The following is a 15,267-nucleotide window of genomic DNA, read 5'->3' as shown; positions in this document are numbered from 1 at the left end:
CCTCTCTGGAGGAGGAAGAAGGTTTACTCTTTTTTGGATTGGATTTTGGCTTGTTCACTGAAAATCCCTATCCCAAGGTTTCAAGCAGGCACATTATAGCACATGCTTTCTACCTGAAGGCAAAAGTCAATCTGTCTTGATAAAAACGGGAAAAAATCAGTCTTCGCCTCACCACCAGATGAGGAATGAGGTTCGTGATGTAACGGTTTTATCCTGCACCATGGCAGTGACAACTACTTCCACTTTTGTGCCCGGCTTGTAATTCCCCAAAGGGATAGCCCCAAGAGACAAACCCGTCGAATCGGTTTCTTTGAGTCGCACAGGGTCAGTGGTTTTGCCTTCCACCACTACCTGCAGAGAGACCGGAATATTTTCCAGGGGATTCAAGTTTTGATCACGAACAACGATATAAATCGTTTGAATCTCGCTGGGCTGGATGGCAATTTTCGCAGGGAAAGCCATCACCCGCGGTTTAATTGGTTTTCGAGAAATGATTTCTAAATCTAATTTACAGTTCAGCAACTCTATCGGAAACTTATTCCGGTAGAAATCCATACGTCCCAAATCTGTCAGGTGTACCCGCATCCCGCTTGGAAGTTCGGGCCACCATTCAAAACGCGCATTTTCAAAATACTGTACCAAACGATTATTGGGTAACTTCAACAGATTCGATATAGGGAGTCCAAAAACTTCCTGTCCGCCGTAGCGGTCGTAAAATTCAAGAAAATCAAAGCAAACACTGTTACCGGTGGGAAACAAACGACAAGCACCCGGTGACAAAGGGAGTTCCGCTGGTGGAAGATTCTCAAAATTCAGACTGCCTAACGGAGAAAGCCGAACACGTTTTCCAGCAGGCAAATCAGGCGAATATTCAATACGTGCACGCTGGAAATACTGTATCTTCTCACTTGGTTTTAAGGGATTATCAAACAAATCGGTGATTGGCTCGCCAAGGATGAATGAGGCATTGGAAATGTTGTTATAGAATTCTAGCACCTCACCTTCCAGAACATGACAACTTTCCCCCTGAGAAAGGGTGCCAGCATATCCGGGGTAAGACCAGTGAAATAACGCCACCAACACCCCGAGAAGGATTAACCCAACACCCGATTGTCTGAAGAAAACTTTCATACTCAAATTATGTCATAATTTTCAAATACACGCAATTGAAAACGGTTTCAAATTTGAAAAAGCACTTGAAATTCGAGATATTCTCTGTTATAGTTGAAATATCTCATCTGCCGGTAGTCCCCCTCTACTGGCAGGTGAGAGTTTTTTAAGCCTTTCGTTTTATCTGAAGTTCTTGAGACCTTTCCCACTCGCTGACAGCGCTTCGCAACAATTGTTTCACCTCCCCCTCAGGGACATTTTCAACTCCTTCATACACTTGCCCTTCGATGCGCACAAGCACACCCCGACGAGGATCTTCCATTAAGAAAATCCTTTTTCCTTCGTAAGGGGTGCCTTCTAATTTTTTCTGGAAAATTTCGTCAATCTGTTCAACAATACTCTTGGGTTTTTCCTGCCTGGGAGGTTGCATGGCATCCGCAAGTGCACTGGTGACTCCCGACAAAATACTTGGAGGACGTACGGGTTCTTCCGGCAAAGGTGGCACTACTGGCTCTGAAGGTCGCGGGGATTCAACAGAAACAGAAGACACCTTGAGGGGTAGTTCAGGAGCCCCCAACCATTCCTTTACATCACTTAGAGTTCCCAACAATTTCCCGCGTTCATCGGCTGAAAGGTCAAGGGCCTTTTCAACTTTTTGACCTTTCCACTCCACCTGAATACGCCTGGAGATGGGGTCCTGAAAAACCCCCAAGAGTAAGGGAAATGGTCGCTCTGGAGAAGGAGAAACGGCTTTGGAAAGTAATTCCTCGGTTTCGTCTTTTTCCTTACCCGCTCGCCAGGTCGCAACCAGCCATCCAAAAACATAACCTATCGTGATACACAAAAACGCAATCACCAAAATCATCGTGACGGAAGAAGAGGCTGAACCCGATTCCATTCCTGACCTCTCAATACAGGGGTTACTAAAAAAGATTATAGCATGGATACAATTGCGATTGGATTACTATCCTTTCCTGAAAAAATATCGGAAAACTCATATGTATTTTCTTAGAAAAGGATTGACATTCTGGGGATTTTGATTGAAAATTCGGCTCTTGAAACCAATCAATTAATTTTCTAACTGGAGGGTTATGTTCAGGTGAACGCGCAGCTCAAACTTGGGGAACACTACATTTGCGATCTCTCGGATTGCAATCGAGAATTACTCTATGATAGCGAGCAAGCAGGACGGTTATTCTCGAAAGCGGTCCGAGAGAGCGGTTTAACTGTGGTCGATGAGGGCTTTTTTCCATTCAGTCCTCATGGATTCACGTGTTTCCTTCTGCTGGCTGAATCTCATGCCAGCCTGCACGCCTGGCCCGAATACGGCTATTGTGCAGTCGATCTGTTTACCTGCGATTTGGATCTGGATCTGACGCCACTCATTAACCAGATCAAAGAGATCTTTGGCGCGTCTCAGTGCTCCATTCGCAAGGTCGCAAGAGTAGCAGAACTTGTAGGAGAACCAGAACATGTCAACTGCTGTTAATACTTTCCAACTTGACACTTTTGAAATGCTCATGCCGGGGAGCGAAGGTACAGACCAACCCTGGGGTTGGCATCTGGTTTTGAATCTCTACGATTGCGACCCGGAGCGTATTCGTTCCGCAGAGGTAATCAGGCGTTACGTCATTGAGTTGTGCGACCTGATTGAAATGAAACGGTTTGGTGAACCTATCATCGTGGACTTTGGCGAAGATCCACGAGTCAGTGGGTATTCGCTGGTACAGTTAATTGAAACCAGCAACATCACCGGACATTTTGCAAACCAGTCCAACGCGGCTTATATTGATATCTTCTCGTGCAAGAAGTTTGACCCTGAAAAAGCGGCAATCTTCACGATTGAAACTTTTGGCGCGGGAAAAGCAAAGGGGACTTTCTTCAACCGTGAATGAGATCTGGTTCAGCGAGCAACTTCATCCCTACTACCGCAAGTCCCTGCGGGTCAAGCAGGTACTGGTAGATGAGCAGACGCCGTTTCAGCATTTGCTTTTGCTGGACACAGAATTTTTCGGTAAAACGCTGGTGCTGGATGGGATTATTCAGTTAACCGAGCGGGATAATGCCGGTTACCACGAGATGATTACCCATATTCCCATGCTTGCCCATGGTTCACCACGGCGCGTGCTCATTGTGGGAGGGGGTGACGGAGGAAGCCTTCAGCAGGTTTTGAAACACCCTTCGGTGGAAGAAGCCATTGTCTGTGAGCTGGATCGCCGTGTAGTAGAAGTGTCCCGAGAACATTTCACCGCCTTTGGAGACCCATGGGCAGATCCGCGGGCGCGTTTGGTTGTCCAGGATGCCTTTGCTTTTCTGGAGTCGGGGAAGGAAAAATTCGATGTCATCATCTCGGATACTACCGATCCAATAGGCATGGCAGAGCGTCTGTTCAGCGAAGAATTCTACCGCCTGATGTTACAAGCGCTCAACCCTGGTGGAGCGATTGCTACCCAGTGCGAGCAAATGTTCTTCGACGCCGCACTGATTCGCGAGATTTTCACCTTCGTCAAAGGACTGGTAGAGCATCCCGCCTACTATCATACCCTCATTCCGACCTATCCTGGAGGCGGTATCGGGTTCATGTATGTTTCCAATACCCCATGGACAGCAGGGCTTTCCCGTACTTATCCAGAAGGATTGAACTATATGAACCCCAAAGTACATCAGGCGGCTTTTGCCTTACCGGAATTTTTCCGCAGGCAACTGGCTGATCTGCTCGTTGACCAGTAAAAACTCAAAGAGCCCCTCCCTCCCGCTGAGAACTCAGCGGGAGGTTGTTTTCATTTACAAGAAATTTTCTCTCCCAACAAAAAAGTTTTCCCAAATGACAGGGATTTTGTTGACACCAAAAAAAGGCTGTGTTAAAATCCAACCGCTTTCTGGAATGCCCCCATCGTCTAGCGGCCCAGGACGTGGCCCTCTCAAGGCCAAAACGAGGATTCGAATTCCTCTGGGGGCACTCAATTTTTTAAATCCCCCATGGCTCACCAGAAACGAAGTTGATGCTGTAACCGCCTGCCATTGACCAGCAGAAACGCTGCAGCCCGCTGAAGCGGAATACCCAAACGTTTGAGGTCCTCTTCACTGGTAATACGATGACGCCTTCGAGCCGCTAAAATGGCTTCAGCAGTTTTGGGTCCAATTCCCGGCACGCGCAACAATTCGCGTTTCTCCGCCCGATTAATTTCTACAGGGGACTGGAGCAAATGAATTTGCGCCCATGCCATTTTGGGATCCGTATCCAGGGGCAGATTACCTCCAGAAGTAAAGGGGAAATCCTCCAGATCAAAACCGTAATCTCTGAGCAAAAAAGATGCCTGATAAAGACGATGCTCTCTCCATGGAGAACAAGCCGCTCGATCTTCAAATGGGGTGTCCGGAGTAGGAGAGAATCCAGAAAAATAGGCTCTTGCCAGACGCACCTTTTGATAGAGCCAGGCGGTAGTGGAAAGGATTTCGAGATCACTTTCACCTACTGCCCCTACCACAAACTGCGTTGTACTGGAGGGCCAACGGGATTTCCAACCCCGCCATGGGGGTAGGATCTGACGGATCTTCTCTACCCAGCGCAGTGGCTCCAGTAATTCTTCAAAGAAGATTTTTTGGGGTGCGAGGGCTTGCAGGACTCGAGTATTGGGACCCTCAAGGTTGATAGAAACTCGATCCGCCAGTTGCATGGCATGAACCACCTGATCATATTCTGCTCCGGGCATGATTTTCAGATGAAGATAACCCTGATACTGATACTTTTTACGTAGAATCTCCGCGGTAATTAACAGACGATCCTGAGTGCGCAAGCCGCCTCCTGCAATTCCACTGGAAAGAAATGCCCCCTGGATCACTCCTTTGGTAGTTAATTCCACGATGACTTTTGCCAGTTCCTCCGGCTTGAAGGTAACCCTTCGAAAGTCCCGCCCTGTACGAAATGGACAGTAATGACAATTCCGCTCACATGCTGAGGTCAGCAGGGATTTGAGAAGCGGTATCTTTCTTCCATTAGGTAATGTTGCCGTAGATATCGGAAAATCAACAGGACAATCACCAGAGACGCCACTTTCAACGGCTGACTGGCCTGACGAAACAGAGGATAGAGGGATATCATCAGCCACTTCCAGACGCATTTCGGATTGTAAGAGACGAAACTTTTCGAGGGTATCCACAGCCTCATTATAGAACATTTGTTTCTGTAATACAAGAAGTTTTGCTCAAGTCAGCAACTTCACAAATTAAAAGGGCTCTGGACCACATCAACCAGAGCCTCAAAATCGGGTGTCTATAAAGTTTATCAATCTGCCGAGACAGCGGCTTCAATCAGTTCTTTTTCTTCCTTTTCTGCCACCCTGATTCCTTCTTTCTCATTCACAAACGTCAACAACGAAGCCCCGATAATGAAAAAGAGAATCAAGGAAATGATTCCCAGACGACTATTTCCCATAAACTGGCTGACCAGGCCAAAAATCAAGGGTCCAGCGATGCCGGCAAATTTCTCCGAGACACTGAAAAATCCAAAAAATTCGGCCGATTTACTCTTAGGAACCATACGGCCAAAAAGTGAACGGCTCAGTGCCTGACTTCCACCCTGAACCGTGGCTACTGCAAATCCCAATGCCCAAAAGTGCCATTCTTTCTGCATGAAATATCCAGCAATGGCAATCCCTGTGTACACCAAAAGGCTGAGGTAAATGCTTTTCTTTGTGCCAATTTTTTTAGCCAGCCACCCAAAAAGGAAAGCAAAAGGAATACCCACAAACTGCACCATTAAGAGCGTACCAATCAGGGTGGTCTGGCCAATGCCTATTTCCGCTCCATAAATGGTTGCCATCTTGATGATTGTGCCAATGCCGTCGTTATAAAACCAAAAAGCGACCAGGAAGATGAACAGGTCCCGGTAACGAGTAATTTCGCGGAACGTGTGCCCAAGACGTTTGAAGGAAACTGCAATGGGATTTCTTCCACTCTCTCCAGGCATGATACGCCGGGGTGGCTCAGAAACCCACTTAAGTAACGGAATGCTAAAAACAAACCACCAGAGAGCGACACTCAGAAAAGACAAACGCGTCATCAAGCCTGTGAGCTCTTGCGGGGCAAGCATAATCATCGCCAGGTTGATGGCAAGCAATAAGCCACCTCCTAAATAGCCAATTGCATATCCCCGCGAGGAAACCTGATCGATTTCATCCGGTCCTGCCACGTGGGGCAAAAGAGAATCATAAAACACCAGCGAGCCAGCGAAACCCAAATCGCCCAGAATGAAAAAGATGGAAGCCATCAACCAATCGCCTGTGCGAACAAAATACAATAAAGCAGTGGCAGTGACGCCCAGCAACATGAAAATGGTTAGAAAACGCTTCTTGGCTCCACTGAAATCGGCAACGGCTCCCAGGATGGGGCTGAGAATGGCAGCAATCAACAGAGAAATTGAGGTGGTGTAAGCCCAGTAAACAGTCGCCAGATTCCCTGGAAGATTGGCTGCAGCAACTGAAGCATAATACACCGGAAGTACCGCCGCCATGATGGTGGTAGCAAAAGCAGAGTTAGCCCAATCATACATGGTCCATGCCCGGATGGCTCGTTTATGTTGTTTCTCATCCATAAAATTGCGCTCCTTCTTGAGATGAAATGATTATAGTATCAAACCCCAAAGGGAACTTCTGGTTTTCTTGAAAGCCGGAAAAGTTCCGGATATAATTTGAGTGCGCCCCAGTAGCTCAACAGGACAGAGCAAGGCACTCCTAACGCCTTGGTTGGGGGTTCGAGTCCCTCCTGGGGCATTCATTTTATTAAAAAACTCTTAGGAAATTTTAAGGTCATTTGTAAGGTCAAAGTAAGTTTTAACTCTTGATTTTTTCAGAGAAATGAGTAAAATTTGCTATAGATAAACGTCAGGGTGCCCCCCTCACTCTGGCGTTTATCCTTTTTAAGTCCCAAAAATATCTTCCCTGCGGAATAAAAAACCCCCACGCGGTGACAAACGGGTGAGGGTAAGGTCTTCACTGCATTCTAGCAATTTCCCAAAGTGCACGCCCAAGTCTCTCAAGTTCCTCGATAGTATTGTAGTGTACAGGTCCTACTCGCACCAAGCCTCCAGACTCTTCCAACCCCAATCGCTGGGTTACAGCCAAAGCGTAGAAATTTCCATTCCACACCTGAATTTGGCGTTCATCCAGCATTCTGGCAACCTCTTTAGGGTTCTTTCCGTTTAAGGTAAAGGACACAGTGGGGACACGCTCCTCGAGTCGACGGTGATCGGTGATCCCGTAAATGGCAATCCCGGGAATTTCTTCAAGCACATCCAGCAAAGTTCGGCTAAGGGAAAATTCATATGCCCGGATAGCCGCCATGGCGCTCTTAAAATACCGTCTTCTGCCAGTAAATTGTGACGGCAGACTTTCCTCCACTTCGCCCCCAAACGTCTTTCCCATCCATTCCAGGTATTCAAGTGCCCCTAGAACACCTGCAATACCCTCAAAATTTCCTGTGCCCATTTCAAACTTTCCGGGTGGTTCTTCCGGAGCAGGGCGAACCTTATAGGCAGGCAGTGATTCCAGTAGCTCATACTTTCCATACAGGACGCCCACATGGGGACCAAAAAATTTATATGCCGAGCACACCAGAAAATCAACATCCAGCGTCTGAACATCGATGGGGCCGTGCGGAGCATATTGCACTGCATCAACATAGGTAAGTGCTCCCACCCGATGGGCCCGCGCCACCAGTTCAGCCACAGGATTGACTGTTCCCAAAGCATTGGAAGCATATCCAAATGCCACCAGGCGCGGGCGTTCACGCATGGCTTGTTCAAAATCTTCCAGGTTCAATGTTCCATCTTCTGGATGGAAGTCCACCCAGCGAATGGTTAAGCGGAGGTCTTCTGCCAGTTTTACCCAGGGAGAAATATTGGCATCATGATCCAAGCGCGTCACTACGATGGTATCGCCAGGACGAAGTTGTTTTCCTAAAGCACGGCTCATTTGAAAAGTGAGCGAGGTCATGTTGGGGCCAAAGATGATTTCCTCAGTCCGCCTGGCATTGAGGAAGTCTGCCATCCGTTGCCGGGCTTCATCAACAATTGCATCCGAAATCCGGCTGGTTTCAAATTCTCCACCATGATTGGCGTTGGACTCCGTCAAGTATCGCGTCATCCGCTCAACCACTGAACGGGCAACCTGCGTACCACCAGGATTATCCAGAAAAACAACCGGCTTCTCCAGAGCAGGAAATTGCGAACGGATAACCGCAAGATTAAGCATAAGCCTTTACTCTTTATCTTCGTCGTCTGGCAGGTCAAAATCGGGTTCTTCTTCGATATCTTCGGGTTTCAAACGGCACCATAGTAAGAGAACGTCCCCTTCTGGTGTGGTTACATTACGCGCCGCAAATATGGGAGCACGCTCTTCCATTCCCAAGCGATTACGATAATGCAAATAGATATGTTCCTGCCGACTCCAGGCTTTATGACATCGCTCCACGAGGGCATTGCCATTAAAGGTGCGTACTCGAGTAAGTGCTGTTTCGTACATTCCAGCACTCTCATGTAAGCCTAAAGCCCAGCCGTCATCAATGGCTTCAAATACGGGCGTAGGTCCTTCAATAATGGTAATTTTCTCGTCCATAATTCGCTCCAATTTCCGGTATCATACCACAAAACCGAACCTCTTCTACCCATCGGTTCGGTTTTGCAAGCAAATTGCGAAGTGTTTGGAGACTTTTCAGGAAACTAAACCATGCTCATTCAACAACGACTCGTCATGGAGCAACACATCCGTGGATCCATCGGCAACAATTCTCCCCTGATCCATAACAATGGTACGGGGAAACAGTTCTCTGACCATTGGCAGGTCATGGGTAGCAACCAGCATGCTCTGAGGCAATTGACGGAGCAATTCAATCAGCGACCTACGGGCACGGGGGTCTAACCCCGCAGTGGGTTCATCCAACACCAGTGCAATGGGGTTCATTGAGAGCACAGTAGCAATTGCAATGCGTTTTTTCTCGCCAACGCTCAAATGATGAGAAACTCGGGGGGCATATTCTCTCATGTGTACCATGGAGAGAGCATAATCCACACGTTCCTGCACCTGCGCTGGAGATAAGCCTTGATAAATAGGGCCGAAAGCAACATCGTCAAAAACAGTGGGCGAAAACAACTGGTCATCGGGAGTCTGAAAAACTAATCCAACCAGAGCCCGCACGCGGCTGAAATTCTTTGGAACTACAGCCAAATCCCCCACAAAAATTTCGCCCTGCTGAACGGGCAAAATGCCGTTGAGGTGCAGGATGAGAGTGGATTTTCCTGCACCGTTGGGACCAATCAGCGCAACTTTTTCCCCATGACTTATCCGAAAAGAAACATCGTGAAGCGCTTGGTGTCCATCAGGATATGCATATGAAAGGTTTTTTACCTCAATCACACAACTCATGATTTACCCCCATAAAACTCTGGATAAGACAACCATTACGACAAGAGTGAGCAAACTCCATATAAAGATCCACCATTGAATGGACGGAATCGCTGGCAATGGTAAGTGTCGAATTTCGCCATCGTATCCCCGCGAAAGCATGGCATGGTAAATACGGTCTGAACGTTCAATGGATCGTATAAACAGATTTCCCGCCATTCCACCAGTGACTTTGGCACGCCAAACCACACTGCCCCCCTGGCGATGAGATGGGTCAGAACTTGCTCCACTTCGTGAACTGCGTGCATTCATCATTCGAATGGTTTCATCCACAATGACAAACAAATAGCGCCACATCAATCCGATGATGGAGACCAGCACCTTTGGCAACCTCATGGCGCGTAAAGCCAGCAAAATATCGGGGAAAGGGGTAGTAGATGCCAGCAAAATTGCCGCCTGAATGGAAATCCATGCCTTCAGTGCGACACTGATAAAACGCTCTACGCCCTGCGCCGTAATGGCAAGTCCAAAAGGCAACGAAATCCATACCGTACCTACCTGGGTAAAGAGAACAGGAAGTGCCGCCAGAACAAATGGCAAAGCCAGCACGGCTCTTTTCAGGAAAAAAAGAACCCCCAAATCGCTGAGAATTTCAGATGAAAGCAAAACTGCAATCAGCAGAAGATAAAAGGGCCAGGCTCCAATGGGTACAAGAGAAGTAGCCAGGATAAAAACAATAACCAGAGGAACCTTGAGCCGGGCATCCAGTTGATGCACAGGGCTCAAACGAGGCTTGAAAGGGTCAAGAAAATGCGCATGCATAATTACTGGATGCCCGTTCGCATAGAGGATCTATTATGCTGTCTTCTGACGACGCAGGTATGCCACCCCAAGTGCAACTCCCAGGACCAGAAGCGTTCCCAAAACCCCCGCAATGATGGTAGCAAGGACTTCATTGGAAACACCCGGGAAGACATAATCAGGAATGAGAGTAAAGGAAGGCTCACTGGCACGCTCCAGGAATCCCGCTTGCTCAGCCACCCACTCCAAACCATCTGGATGACTGGATGCCAGCGGAGAAAGCACAGCCAGAAGCAGAGCCAGCAATGTTCCACCAACCCAGATGAGCGTACTGCCTTTGGGTTGAGGTTCGCCCAGTTTAAGCAAGTCCCTGCGAGAAGCATATATCAGGCTGACCGCACCCAACGTGATTAACCCCTCGCCAATACCAATCAGCGCATGAATCCCCCCCATCGCTGGCAGAGCAATATTGGCAGGGGATGTTCCAGACAGCGCCAGTTGCAAGGCTACTGCGAGAGAAGCAATGAAAATTGAAGCCCAGGCAGCGAGGAATGAGCCCACAAAAACACCCCATTTTTGCCCGCCTGAAACACGCTGCAGAAAACGATATACCGCATAAGAGACAAAAGGACCAATCACTGCCATATTGAACAGATTTGCCCCCAACGCAAGCAAGCCACCATCCTGGAAAATGAGGGCTTGAATGCCTACCACACAGGTCATAATGAGTACTGCCGCCCAGGGGCCTAACAGAATAGTGGCTAATGCCGCCCCCATCAAGTGACCAGAGGTGCCACCGGTGACCGAAAAGTTCAGCATTTGCCCGGCAAAGATTGCCGCTGCCAGCACCCCCATGACAGGAACTTCACGTTCCCCTAAATCCTGGCTCACCCGGCGGGTCGCTACAGCAATAACAGCAATCGAAATGAGCCATAGAACAATGGAAAGAGGAACGGAGAGAAATCCATCTGGAATGTGCATGTGAACAGGTGAAAAGTTCATTGTATCCTCCTGAGAATACAGGAAACAGCCCTTATTCAGATTGACACCCGGGACATAACCCAAAAAAGGTCACGTGGAGAGAATCAATCTGATACCCACTGAGTGTAGATAACTCCTCAAAGAGGGACTGCAGAAGTGCATGAGGAATCTCTTGCGAGGTGCCACATTTTCTGCAAATCAGATGATGATGCGCATGACGAGTAGATTCGTACACCATCTTCCCGCTCCCTACATGTGCCATCAAGACCAATCCCTGATTCACCAGAAAATCCAGATTACGGTACACCGTGGCTTCGGTTACTGCCGGAAGGATTTTTCGGGCACGCTCATACACCTCAGTCGCAGTAAGGTGCCCATCCGTCTCTTCTAATACACTCAAAATGGCTAAACGCTGAGGCGTTACCCGATAGCCTTGCTGGTGAAGCATTTGGGTAGGTTCTTTTTCAGGCATAATAGGAAAACTCTTTATTGAAACTTTTCTCAATAACTCTATCATAAATTTTTCAAAAGATATGCCTATGTTACTGCAATTCCCCTAACCTGAAGGGGTGTTGTGTAACCTTTTCAGAGAAGGATGTTCGAGATACTCAAAATATGAGGATTGTCCAGAGAAAAAGGGAACCTTTCCGTTTATAATCCAGGGTGAGATTGTGCACAAAGAGGAGTGAGACCATGATCGATCGCAAGATTCGGGTACTCATTGCAAAACCTGGACTGGATGGACATGACCGCGGGGCAAAAATTGTCGCTCAAGCCCTGCGGGATGCAGGAATGGAAGTCATTTATACCGGCTTGCGCCAAACCCCTGAAATGATTGCCGAAGCCGCACTTCAGGAAGATGTTGACGTTGTTGGGCTTTCAATTCTTTCCGGAGCGCATATGGCACTCGTCCCTCGGGTCATCGAATTGATTCGCAAAAACGGGCAGGGTGACGTTAAGGTATTTGTGGGCGGAATTATCCCCGAAGAGGATATTCCACTGCTCAAAGAAGCCGGGGTGTACGCAGTGTACGGACCAGGCACCAGCACTGAAGTAGTGATTCGGGACATCCAAGAAGCCGTTTTAGGTGAAAAAGTCTGATGGATCTGGTAGAACGTGCCCTGGCAGGCGAGCGTCTGGCAATCGCTCGCCTGCTTACCCAGGTGGAAAATAATACCCTTCTAGGACAAGAGGCTCTTCAACGTTTATATTCTCGAACCGGGAATGCACATATTGTTGGGCTAACAGGTGCTCCCGGTACAGGTAAATCCTCTCTGGCAAATCAACTGGCAAAAGTCCTTCGTTCAACCCCCAATGCCCACAAAGTTGCAATTGTGGCAGTTGATCCTTCCAGCCCATTTACAGGCGGAGCGTTACTGGGAGACCGGGTGCGCATGCGCGACCTGGCAGGCGATCCGGGAGTATTTGTCCGTTCTATGGCTTCCCGAGGAGCCCTCGGAGGGATAGCCCGGGCAACCTCTGCGGTGGTGCAAGTGCTGGACGCTCTGGGTTTTGGCATAATTCTGGTTGAAACGGTAGGAACAGGGCAATCGGAGGTGGAAATTGCACGTCTTGCCCATACCGTGATCGTTGTAGATGCCCCCGGTTTGGGAGATGACGTTCAAGCCATTAAAGCCGGTATTCTGGAGATTGCGGATATTCTGGTGGTTAACAAGGCAGATTTACCCGGAGTCGAAAATACCCTGCGCGCACTAAGCCTGATGCTGGAGATGATTCCGCAGGCTCAGGGAGAGACGAACTGGAAACCTCCCCTCTTGCGAGCCAGTGCCGTGAATGGAGAAGGCATCGAAGAAATTGTCCAAGCCATCTTCAGGCATGGGGAGTATTTGAGAAACCATTCTCTATGGACAACACGGGAAAAATACAGGGTCTTAACAGAAATTCTTGAACGAGTTCAGGAAACCCTGCTGGAACAATGGAAACATACGGTAGGAGAAGCCCGGTTGAATGAGATGGTAAATAACGTGCTCAAACGCGAGATTTCGCCTGCAGAAGCCGTAAAGCGATTGATGGAAAGATAAACCGCCTTTTTCGTTTCCTGTGGTAAAAATCCGTTTGGTGGAAACGGCTCGCTGTGTTAAAATTAGCCCCTAGAATTTTGCAATAGAGGATGTGCTAAATGTACCGGACGCATACCTGTGGTGAGTTACGCCCCGCTCATATTGGACAAACAGTTACGCTGGCAGGCTGGGTGCATCGTCAGCGAGACCATGGTGGAATTACTTTCATTGACCTGCGGGATCGTTATGGAATCGTGCAGATTGTTGCCAATCCTTCTGACCCAAAGGTTGCGGTGATTCAAAGCGCCCGAGCAGAATGGGTACTTCAGGTAAAAGGTGTAGTACGCCACCGCCCGGAAGGAGCCGAGAACCCCAACTTGCCCACAGGCGATATTGAGGTCGAAGTACAGGAATGTGAAGTACTCAATCCTGCAAAACCCCTGCCCTTCCTGGTAAACAAAGATGAGGAAGTGGACGAAAGCGTTCGTCTGAAATACCGCTATCTGGACCTGCGCCGTGAACGCATGCAACGCAATCTTATCCTGCGACACAAGGTCGTGAAATTTATCCGCGATTATTTGGATCAGCAGGGTTTCATTGAAGTTGAAACGCCCATTTTGTTCAAAACTACCCCCGAAGGTGCACGTGACTATCTGGTGCCCAGCCGGGTGCATCCGGGAATGTTTTATGCACTTCCTCAATCTCCGCAACAGTTGAAGCAGTTGCTCATGGTTTCGGGAGTGGATCGCTATTTCCAAATCGCTCGCTGTTTCCGCGATGAGGATTTACGCGGTGACCGCCAGCCTGAATTCACCCAGTTAGATTTAGAAATGTCCTTTGTACAGCGAGATGACGTGCTGAACATGGTGGAAGGATTGTTCACCGCCATGATTCCTGCTGTTGCACCACACAAGCGTCTGCTCTCTTCCCCCTGGCCCAAACTTACCTACCGGGAAGCGGTAGAGCGGTATGGTACAGATAAACCCGACTTGCGCTTTGGAATGGAACTGCATGATTGCAGTGCCATATTTGCCAACAGTTCCTTCATGGTGTTTCAGAACACGCTTAAAAACGGCGGCGTGATCAAGTGTATCGTCGCACCAAGTTGCGCGGAATACACCCGCAAAGAAGTCGACGACCTGACCACCTTTGCAAAAGAACAAGGCGCTAAAGGGTTGGCAACACTGGCATTGACCGCCGAAGGCGTAAAAGGCACTGCGCAAAAGTTCATCACTCCTGGCGAAGTGGAAGCCTTACAAGCATTGACCGGAGCAAAGACTGGCGACCTGGTTCTCTTCATCGCCGATACCCGCGAGGTTGCCAATAAAACCCTTGGAGCATTGCGCCTGCTCTTCCGTGACCGCCTCAAATTAGCCAACAAGGATGTGCTGGCTTTCGCCTGGGTGGTGGATTTCCCAATGTTTGAATGGAACGAAGAAGAGAAAAAGTGGGATGCCGCGCATCATCCCTTCACCATGCCCAAAATGGAAGACCTGGATAAATTTGACACCGACCCTGCAAGCATCCTCTCTGATGCCTATGACATGGTGTGCAATGGGTACGAGATGGCCTCTGGCTCCATCCGTATCCACCGGCGGGATATTCAATTCAAGATTTTCCAGTTGCTGGGATTGAAAGAGGAAGACATTCAGCGCAAATTCGGGCACATGCTGGAAGCCTTTGAATACGGGGCACCGCCGCATGGTGGCATGGCACCGGGGATTGACCGTCTCGTCATGCTCCTGGCAGACGAACCCAATATTCGGGAAGTTATTGCCTTCCCCAAGAACCAGGCAGCACGTGACCTGATGGCGGATGCTCCTTCCCCGGCTACCGAGAAGCAACTTCAGGAATTGCACATCCGCGTCGAATTACCCGAGGAAGAAAAAACCAACGAGTGAATTGGATGGGCTTGATCTTTTCGTCCCCGCACCCTGCAAGTGTGGGGACTTTTC

16 protein-coding genes and 2 tRNA genes are annotated in these 15,267 nt (G+C 48.7%); 8 read left to right on the top strand and 10 right to left on the bottom strand.

Annotated features, from left to right (window positions below; translation table 11 throughout):
- Positions 1 to 168: 168 nt before the first annotated feature.
- Both ANT_RS06425 and ANT_RS06420 read right to left on the bottom strand, forming a co-directional pair.
- Positions 169 to 1,131 carry a hypothetical protein gene (locus tag ANT_RS06425; protein ID WP_013559704.1) on the bottom strand — a complete coding sequence of 321 codons (963 nt, stop codon included), beginning with the start codon at positions 1,129 to 1,131 and terminating at the stop codon, positions 169 to 171.
- Positions 1,132 to 1,276: 145 nt separating this feature from the next.
- Positions 1,277 to 2,008, bottom strand: coding sequence for a hypothetical protein (locus ANT_RS06420; RefSeq protein ID WP_155818027.1), 732 nt, complete (start codon positions 2,006 to 2,008; stop codon positions 1,277 to 1,279).
- A gap of 201 nt (positions 2,009 to 2,209) precedes the next feature.
- Between ANT_RS06420 and speD the strand changes: the two genes are divergently transcribed.
- The 4 genes from speD (at position 2,210) to ANT_RS06400 (ending at position 4,069) form a co-directional block, all read left to right on the top strand.
- Entirely contained in the window at positions 2,210 to 2,599 is a 390-nt protein-coding gene (gene speD / locus ANT_RS16975) for an adenosylmethionine decarboxylase (RefSeq protein ID WP_013559700.1), read from the top strand.
- Complete coding sequence (locus tag ANT_RS06410; RefSeq protein ID WP_013559699.1) at positions 2,583 to 3,005, top strand: S-adenosylmethionine decarboxylase family protein; 423 nt, start codon at positions 2,583 to 2,585, stop codon at positions 3,003 to 3,005. Before speD ends, ANT_RS06410 begins: the two co-directional genes overlap by 17 nt.
- Positions 2,998 to 3,840, top strand: coding sequence for a polyamine aminopropyltransferase (speE, locus tag ANT_RS06405; RefSeq protein WP_013559698.1), 843 nt, complete (start codon positions 2,998 to 3,000; stop codon positions 3,838 to 3,840). Before ANT_RS06410 ends, speE begins: the two co-directional genes overlap by 8 nt.
- A 156-nt stretch (positions 3,841 to 3,996) precedes the next feature.
- Positions 3,997 to 4,069: transfer RNA gene (locus ANT_RS06400), tRNA-Glu, on the top strand.
- A gap of 25 nt (positions 4,070 to 4,094) precedes the next feature.
- Here the strand turns inward: ANT_RS06400 and ANT_RS06395 are convergent.
- Both ANT_RS06395 and ANT_RS06390 read right to left on the bottom strand, forming a co-directional pair.
- Positions 4,095 to 5,288, bottom strand: a complete 1,194-nt coding sequence (locus tag ANT_RS06395) for a radical SAM protein (protein WP_013559697.1) — start codon at positions 5,286 to 5,288, stop codon at positions 4,095 to 4,097.
- Between the two features lie 107 nt (positions 5,289 to 5,395).
- Positions 5,396 to 6,703 carry an MFS transporter gene (locus tag ANT_RS06390; protein WP_013559696.1) on the bottom strand — a complete coding sequence of 436 codons (1,308 nt, stop codon included), beginning with the start codon at positions 6,701 to 6,703 and terminating at the stop codon, positions 5,396 to 5,398.
- A gap of 104 nt (positions 6,704 to 6,807) precedes the next feature.
- Here ANT_RS06390 and ANT_RS06385 point away from each other — a divergent pair.
- Positions 6,808 to 6,881, top strand: a tRNA-Arg gene (locus ANT_RS06385).
- A gap of 219 nt (positions 6,882 to 7,100) precedes the next feature.
- On the opposite strand, the gene ANT_RS06380 is transcribed toward ANT_RS06385, so the two are convergent.
- From ANT_RS06380 to ANT_RS06355, 6 genes are all read right to left on the bottom strand, one after another.
- Positions 7,101 to 8,360: a cysteine desulfurase-like protein gene (locus ANT_RS06380; protein ID WP_013559695.1), complete on the bottom strand. Its 1,260-nt coding sequence runs from the start codon at positions 8,358 to 8,360 to the stop codon at positions 7,101 to 7,103.
- Between the two features lie 6 nt (positions 8,361 to 8,366).
- On the bottom strand, positions 8,367 to 8,723 hold the full coding sequence (locus ANT_RS06375) for a hypothetical protein (RefSeq protein ID WP_013559694.1): 357 nt from the start codon (positions 8,721 to 8,723) through the stop codon (positions 8,367 to 8,369).
- 96 nt (positions 8,724 to 8,819) lie between these two features.
- Positions 8,820 to 9,530 carry an energy-coupling factor ABC transporter ATP-binding protein gene (locus ANT_RS06370; RefSeq protein ID WP_013559693.1) on the bottom strand — a complete coding sequence of 237 codons (711 nt, stop codon included), beginning with the start codon at positions 9,528 to 9,530 and terminating at the stop codon, positions 8,820 to 8,822.
- Between the two features lie 3 nt (positions 9,531 to 9,533).
- Complete coding sequence (gene cbiQ, locus ANT_RS06365) at positions 9,534 to 10,286, bottom strand: cobalt ECF transporter T component CbiQ (protein WP_231854329.1); 753 nt, start codon at positions 10,284 to 10,286, stop codon at positions 9,534 to 9,536.
- A 78-nt stretch (positions 10,287 to 10,364) separates the two neighbouring features.
- Positions 10,365 to 11,312: an energy-coupling factor ABC transporter permease gene (locus ANT_RS06360; RefSeq protein WP_013559691.1), complete on the bottom strand. Its 948-nt coding sequence runs from the start codon at positions 11,310 to 11,312 to the stop codon at positions 10,365 to 10,367.
- A gap of 31 nt (positions 11,313 to 11,343) precedes the next feature.
- Positions 11,344 to 11,763 (bottom strand): Fur family transcriptional regulator, encoded by a 420-nt coding sequence (locus ANT_RS06355; RefSeq protein ID WP_013559690.1) that lies wholly within the window; start codon positions 11,761 to 11,763, stop codon positions 11,344 to 11,346.
- Positions 11,764 to 11,984: 221 nt separating this feature from the next.
- Here ANT_RS06355 and ANT_RS06350 point away from each other — a divergent pair, with 221 nt between their 5' ends.
- The 3 genes from ANT_RS06350 to aspS all read left to right on the top strand — a co-directional run bounded on the left by ANT_RS06350 (position 11,985) and on the right by aspS (position 15,213).
- On the top strand, positions 11,985 to 12,392 hold the full coding sequence (locus ANT_RS06350) for a cobalamin B12-binding domain-containing protein (protein ID WP_013559689.1): 408 nt from the start codon (positions 11,985 to 11,987) through the stop codon (positions 12,390 to 12,392).
- The gene (gene meaB, locus ANT_RS06345; protein WP_013559688.1) at positions 12,392 to 13,333 is read left to right on the top strand and encodes a methylmalonyl Co-A mutase-associated GTPase MeaB; all 942 of its coding nucleotides are present in this window, start codon (positions 12,392 to 12,394) and stop codon (positions 13,331 to 13,333) included. The genes ANT_RS06350 and meaB overlap by 1 nt, the downstream gene beginning before the upstream one ends.
- 98 nt (positions 13,334 to 13,431) lie before the next feature.
- Positions 13,432 to 15,213 carry an aspartate--tRNA ligase gene (gene aspS, locus ANT_RS06340; RefSeq protein ID WP_013559687.1) on the top strand — a complete coding sequence of 594 codons (1,782 nt, stop codon included), beginning with the start codon at positions 13,432 to 13,434 and terminating at the stop codon, positions 15,211 to 15,213.
- The last annotated feature ends 54 nt before the right edge of the window (positions 15,214 to 15,267 follow it).

It is taken from the genome of Anaerolinea thermophila UNI-1, assembly GCF_000199675.1.
In the GTDB taxonomy this organism is placed as follows: Bacteria; Chloroflexota; Anaerolineae; order Anaerolineales; family Anaerolineaceae; genus Anaerolinea; species Anaerolinea thermophila.
Note: the sequence above shows the minus strand (reverse complement) of the source record. Positions and strands in the feature narration are given on the sequence as shown.